Source organism: Bordetella sp. (assembly GCF_051960075.1).
GTDB lineage: Bacteria > Pseudomonadota > Gammaproteobacteria > Burkholderiales > Burkholderiaceae_B > Bordetella.
On the sequence record NZ_JBQCER010000093.1, the window covers coordinates 23,897 to 30,475 of the forward strand.

The following is a 6,579-nucleotide window of genomic DNA, read 5'->3' on the forward strand; positions in this document are numbered from 1 at the left end:
CTTCAGGAGTTATCCATGCGCGAGATGTTCGAGTGTGCGGTGCTGCAGGTGCCCGATCAGGTAGGTATCGGTCCTTTCGATGGCGGCGGCAGAATCAAGCTGCATGTCTACGATCTGGGGCAGGCCGCGGCGGCGGCTGGCACCGAAAACGGCATTGCTTCCGACACCACAGGTCTGATTGCCTTGTCGGCGCTGGCCCTGCAGCGCTATGACGCCTGCCTGCTTTACATAGAGCCGGCCAACCTGCCATGGGTACGCATTGCACTGTCGCGTGCGCGGTCTGTGCTTCGCACACCGCTGCTGGCGCTGGTTCGCGAGGTCAGGGCCGCGGCAATGGCCGATCTGTTGGCGCTGGGCGTAAAAGACTTTGTGCGCGTGCCGGTATGCTCCGAGGAATTGCGCGCCAGACTCCTGCATCTGCCGGGCCGAGCGCAGCTGCAGGAACCGACCTCGGCCTATGGCGCGACGCCGCTTTCTGCGTCGCGCACATCGTCGCCTCGGCCGCAGCGGTCCTGCGGCATCGACATCGCCTCGTACGAACCCGACGAGCCTTTCCGCCAGGCTAAGGCGCGTATCGTCTCCGGCTTCGAACGTGCCTATCTGCGTCAGGCCCTGGCGCGACACGACGGCAACGTGGCGCGGGCAGCCCGGGCAGCGAACAAACATCGGCGGGCCTTTTGGGCGCTCATGCACAAGCATGCCATCGACGCCAAAGCCTACCGGGGGGCTGCCCCAAGCGAGCATGAGGCAGACCATGATGCGCTGCCTACCGCCGGCAGATCCCGGCACCGGGTGGGCTAGCGACGCTGGGCAGTAAAATCACGGTTCCCAGTCGACGAGTAAAACCGTGCCCTCCGCCCTGAAAAATGATGTGCTCCTGCGCGCTCTGCTACGCCAATCGGTGCCTTACACGCCCATTTGGCTCATGCGACAGGCAGGCCGCTATCTGCCCGAGTACAACGCCACCCGGACTCGCGCGGGGTCTTTCCTCGGGTTGGCGCAAAATCCCGACTATGCGACCGAAGTGACGCTGCAGCCCCTGGCTCGTTATCCGCTGGACGCAGCCATACTGTTCTCCGACATTCTCACCGTGCCCGACGCCATGGGCCTGGGCCTGGAGTTCGTGCAGGGTGAGGGCCCGCGTTTCGCCCGACCGCTGCGCGACGAGTCCGATGTGGCCCGTCTGGCCGTGCCCGACTTGGACACGCTGCGCTACGTCTTCGATACGGTCGCGCAGGTTCGGCGCGAGCTTGACGGCCGCGTCCCGCTGATCGGCTTTGCCGGCAGCCCCTGGACGGTTGCCTGCTATATGGTCGAGGGCCAAGGTAGCAGCGACTATCGGCTTGCCAAGAGCATGCTCTATCGGCGGCCCGATCTGCTGCATCGCATTCTGAACATCAACGCCCAGGCCACCCAGCAGTATCTCAACGCGCAGATCGAGGCCGGTGCGCAGGCGGTGATGCTGTTCGACAGCTGGGGAGGCGTTCTGGCCGACGGCCTGTTCCAGGAATTCTCGCTGGCCTACACGCGCCAGGTCATACAGGGCTTGCATCGCGAACGAGAGGGCAGCCGGGTACCCGTCATCGTCTTTACCAAGGGCGGCGGCGCCTGGCTCGAGGACATCTCCACCTGTGGCTGCGACGCCATGGGGCTGGACTGGACGGTCAATCTGGGCGACGCGCGCAGGCGTGTCGGCGATACGGTGGCTCTGCAGGGCAACCTGGATCCGATGACCCTGTTCGGCGGCAGTCAGGCGGTGCGAGCCGAAGCCCGGCGCGCGCTCGATGCCTTCGGCCCGGTCGGCCGGGGCGGGCACGTGTTCAATCTGGGCCACGGAATTTCCCAGCACACATCGCCCGAGATCGTGGCCGAACTGATCGACGAAGTACATCGCTACAGCCCTGCATTTCACGCAGAGTGAGTGTCTGCTTCGGTGCTAAGGCTCATATTTCTGTGTCTCTTGTATAGAGTTGTGCACAGTGTCAAAGCAATCTGAATGCGCCTTAGAAACTTGTGAGCGATTCTCGAATTAAAGCGTAACCCAATGATTTATAAAACGAAAATGATTTATTTCGGGTGTTTTTAATATCATTTTGAAACATTTCATCGAAAGCTTGAGAATTTGCTCAGGTACTTTTCCCCAAAGTTATCCACAGGCGGAATAAAAATTTCAAACAACTCTCTGAGACGGCCGGATTTAGCGTGGATTTCAAGAAAGCACTTTAAGTTGCTCCCTGTCATGACCATCACCCGAGCATGACGCATCCGGCTTCAAATCCTGAATCGGCAGTGCCGCCTGCCGGAGAAACCCGCTGGCTGCGGGTGGCGCTCGACGTGCCGCTTCCCGGTTTGTTCGATTACCGCTGCGATGAAGACGTCGAACCGGGCTTGCGCGTCATCGTGCCTTTCGGGCGGCGCAAGCTGGTGGGGGTGGTAGCCGGGCTGGCAGACGCACCATGCATGGATCCGGCCAAGGTCAAGCCCGTGGAACAGGTGCTGCGCGATCTGCCGCCTTTCTCGCCCGATTGGATGCGCCTGGCGAGTTTCGCAGCCGAGTATTACCAGCGCCCGTTGGGTGAGGTCATGCTGCCCGTGTTGCCGCCGCCCTTGCGCAAGCCTTCCGCTTATCAGGGCAAGCGGTCTGGCCTGGGGCCGGTGGCGCGGCGAGATGCCGCGCAAGCCCGACACCGGCGCAAAGCGCCGGTGGAAGAGGCGCAAGCTGCCGCGACGCAATCGCCCGTCTTTCGGACAGCCGGCGCACAGGCGCCGACGCTGCATCCGGAACAGCAGGCTGCCGTCGACGCCATTGTCGCCTTGCAAGCCTTTAAACCGGTGCTGCTGCACGGCGTAACGGGCAGCGGCAAGACCGAGGTGTATTTGCACGCGGCGCAAGCGGTATTGGCCGCAGGTCGCCAGGTGCTCCTGATGGTGCCCGAGATCAATCTCACGCCGCAGCTGGAGGCGGCTTTGCGCGCGCGCTTCGAGCCGATCATCGGCGCCGGTGGCCTGGCCGTGCTGCACAGCGGCCTGGCGGACGGCGAACGCATCGAATCGTGGTCGCGCGTGCAGCGCGGCCAGGCGCGGTTGCTGCTGGGCACGCGCATGTCCATCTTCGCACCCATGCCCGAGCTCGGGATGATCGTGGTCGACGAAGAGCACGATCCCTCCTATAAACAGCAAGAAGGGCTGCGCTATTCGGCGCGCGACCTGGCCGTGTGGCGCGCGCACGATCGGAACATTCCCGTGGTGCTGGGATCGGCGACGCCCTCGCTGGAGTCCTGGCAGCACGCCGAGCGCGGCCATTATCTGCGGCTGCTTCTGCAGAACCGCGCGAGCGCGAGCCGTCTGCCCGACGTGCGCCTGGTGGACACCCGCCGCCTGCAGATGAAGCAGGGTCTGTCGCCCCAATTGATCGAGGCCATCGGCGATCGGCTGGCGCGCGGCGAACAATCGTTGGTGTTCCTGAACCGGCGCGGCTATGCGCCGGTGCTGCATTGCGGCTCGTGCGGTTGGGTCAGCCATTGTCCGCGCTGCTCCACGTTTACCGTGCTGCATCGCGCCGAAGGGCGCTCGGGGTATCGCCTGCATTGTCACCACTGCGGCTATCAAGACAATGTGCCGCGTGCCTGTCCCGAATGCGGCGATCAGGACTTGCTGCCCATGGGGCGCGGCACGCAACGCGTGGAAGAACACTTGGCCGAGCTGTTTCCGCAGGCGCGCATCGTGCGCATCGACGCGGACAGCACGCGCAGAAAAGGCAGCGCACAGGCGCTGTTCGCGTCAGTGCATGCAGGCGAGGTCGATATCCTGGTGGGCACGCAGATGGTGTCCAAAGGGCACGATTTCACGCGGCTGGGGTTGGTCGGCGTGCTCAATGCCGACTCGATTCTGTTTGCCCACGACTTTCGCGCGCCCGAGCGCCTTTTCGCCCAGCTGATGCAGGTGGCGGGCCGGGCCGGACGCCATACGGCCAACGGCGAGGTCATCATCCAGACCGGCTACCCCGAGCAGCCGGTATACCAGGCATTGAAGCGCCACGATTACGCGGGCTTCGCCCGCCATATGTTGCAGGAACGTGAAGCCACAGGCTTGCCGCCCTATGCCTATCAAGCCTTGCTCACGGCCGAGGCGCGCGAGTTGCAGCAGGCGCTGGCCTTTCTGCAGCGCGCGCGCGATGTTGCCGACCAGGCCGGCTTGCCGGCGCTCGATGCGGTGACGCGCTACGATCCCGTGCCCTTGCGCGTAGTGCGCGTGGCGCATGTGGAGCGTGCCCAGTTGCTGGTCGAGAGTGCGCACCGTCCGGCCTTGCAGGTCTTTCTCACGGCCTGGTCGGCTTGGCTGCCGCAGATCGCGGGCGAGATGCGCGTGCGCTGGCAGCTCGAAGTCGATCCCTTGGAAATATGATGTCTGCTAGCGATACGCCCGTCGGCCATGGCCTGAACCCGTCCCAGAAGGAGGCTGTGCTTTACCTGAACGGCCCCTGCCTGGTGCTGGCCGGTGCGGGCAGCGGCAAGACGCGAGTGATCACGCAGAAGATCGCCTACCTGCTGCGCGAATGCGGCTACATGGGCCGCAACGTGGCGGCGCTGACCTTCACCAACAAGGCCGCGCGCGAAATGGCCGAGCGGGTCAAGACCCTGGTCGATCCCAAGCTGGCCAAGGGGCTGACGATCAGCACCTTTCATGCGCTGGGTGTGCGCTTTTTGCGCGAAGAGGCCGCGCATGCGGGGCTCAAGCCGCAGTTCTCGATCCTCGATTCGGACGACGCCATGGGCATCATCCAGGAGCTGCTGGCCACGACCGATCGCGGCCGCCTGCGCGAGGTGCAGTCCATCATCTCGCTCTGGAAGAACCAGTTGGTGTCGCCCGACCAGGCCGCCCATATCGCGCGCACGCCTACCGAAGCGGAGGCGGTGCAGGTGTACCGCAGCTATGCGGCCACGCTGGCGGCCTACCAGGCGGTGGATTTCGACGATCTGATCCGCCTGCCTACCGAAGTGCTCGAGCGCGACGAAGCCGTGCGCACGCGATGGCAGAACCGCATCCGCTATTTGCTGGTGGACGAATACCAGGACACCAACGCCTGCCAATACCGCCTGGTGCAGTTGCTGACCGGCATGCGCGCCATGTTCACCGCGGTGGGCGACGACGATCAAGCCATCTATGCCTGGCGCGGCGCCACGGTGGAAAACCTGGGCAAGCTCACCACCGACTATCCGCAGCTCAAGTTGATCAAGCTCGAGCAGAACTATCGCTCGGCGCAGCGCATCCTGGCTGCGGCCAATAGCGTGATCGCGCACAACCCCAAGCTGTTCGACAAGAAGCTGTGGTCGGATCTGGGCGTGGGCGAGCCCATTACCGTCACCGCCATGGACGGCGACGAGCAGGAGGCCGAGAACGTGGCGATGCAGATCTCGGCTTCGCGCTTCGAGCGCCGCGCGCAATGGAAAGACTACGCGATTCTGTACCGCAGCAACCATCAGTCGCGCGTGCTGGAACAGGCGCTGCGCAATCTGAAGATCCCGTACACCATCTCGGGCGGACAGAGTTTTTTCGACAAGGCCGAGGTGCGCGACATCCTGGCTTATCTGCGCCTGGTCGCCAACGACGAGGACGATCCGGCTTTCATCCGTGCGGCTACCACGCCGCGCCGCGGCATAGGTCAGAGCACGTTGCAGACGTTGGGGCAGTACGCCGCTTCGCGCGGCCTGTCGCTGCTGGCGGCGGTGAGCGAGGCAGGCCTGGAAAGCCAGCTCGCCGCACGCCAGCTCGAACCCTTGCGTACGTTCGCCGAATTCATACGCCGCATCCAGTGGCGCGCGGGCCGGGGGGCACCGCAGGCGCAGCGTGGGGGCGACATCGTTGCCCCCGAGCCCGCGGGGGCGATCCTCGACGATATGCTGGGCGCGATCCAGTACGAGCGCTACCTCTACGACACGCTGGAAGAGCGACCGGCGCAGACACGGTGGCAGAACGTGCTGGAGCTGGCCTCATGGCTCAAGCGCAAGGCCGAGGAAGACGGCTATACGTTGTTCGAGCTGGTGCAGCACGTGGCGTTGATCACCATGCTCGAGCGCGGCGACGACGAAGAGCCGGACGCGGTCAAGCTTTCCACGCTGCATGCTTCCAAGGGGCTGGAATATCCGCACGTTTACCTGGCCGGTGTGGAAGACGGCTTGCTGCCGCATCTGGGCAAGGACGACGAGGACACGGGCGACGCGGCTCACGCAGCCGAGGCCTTGGCGGTGCGCATCCAGGAAGAACGCCGGCTGATGTACGTGGGCATCACGCGCGCGCAGCGCAGCCTGCATTTGAGCTGGTGCAAGAAGCGGCGGCGTGCGCGCGAAGATATCGTGCGGGAGCCTTCGCGGTTTATCGAAGAGATGGGGTTGGGGAGTGTCAAGGTGGCCGAGGACGAAGCGACCAAGGCTATGAGTCCCAAGCAGCGGCTCGACATGTTGAAGGCGTTGTTGAACAAGGGCTCTTGAGTCGTCTTGTTCGGTGTCTGGGGGCGCGTGGCCAGGCCGGCTCCGAAGAGTCGGGTTTGGGCGCCGCCTTAGGCGCCCAAAGTCCCCTGCG

The 6,579-nt window shown here is 64.2% G+C and carries 4 protein-coding genes; all 4 read left to right on the forward strand.

The window, feature by feature from the left end; translation table 11 throughout:
• The first annotated feature begins 15 nt into the window (after nucleotides 1–15).
• Nucleotides 16–801, forward strand: a complete 786-nt coding sequence (locus tag ACTHJ1_RS16315) for a helix-turn-helix domain-containing protein (RefSeq protein ID WP_440194461.1) — start codon at nucleotides 16–18, stop codon at nucleotides 799–801.
• A gap of 46 nt (nucleotides 802–847) precedes the next feature.
• A complete protein-coding gene (gene hemE, locus ACTHJ1_RS16320; protein ID WP_440194464.1) occupies nucleotides 848–1,921 on the forward strand; it encodes a uroporphyrinogen decarboxylase in 1,074 nt (357 codons plus the stop codon).
• A gap of 335 nt (nucleotides 1,922–2,256) precedes the next feature.
• Nucleotides 2,257–4,404 (forward strand): primosomal protein N', encoded by a 2,148-nt coding sequence (locus tag ACTHJ1_RS16325; RefSeq protein ID WP_440194467.1) that lies wholly within the window; start codon nucleotides 2,257–2,259, stop codon nucleotides 4,402–4,404.
• Nucleotides 4,404–6,488 (forward strand): UvrD-helicase domain-containing protein, encoded by a 2,085-nt coding sequence (locus tag ACTHJ1_RS16330; protein WP_440194473.1) that lies wholly within the window; start codon nucleotides 4,404–4,406, stop codon nucleotides 6,486–6,488. The genes ACTHJ1_RS16325 and ACTHJ1_RS16330 overlap by 1 nt, the downstream gene beginning before the upstream one ends.
• Nucleotides 6,489–6,579 lie beyond the last annotated feature (91 nt).

Coding starts and splice junctions, on each gene's coding strand:
- ACTHJ1_RS16315 (WP_440194461.1), top strand. CDS start 16: ATGCGCGAGATGTTCGAGTGTGCGGTGCTGCAGGTGCCCGATCAGGTA.
- ACTHJ1_RS16325 (WP_440194467.1), top strand. CDS start 2,257: ATGACGCATCCGGCTTCAAATCCTGAATCGGCAGTGCCGCCTGCCGGA.
- ACTHJ1_RS16330 (WP_440194473.1), top strand. CDS start 4,404: ATGTCTGCTAGCGATACGCCCGTCGGCCATGGCCTGAACCCGTCCCAG.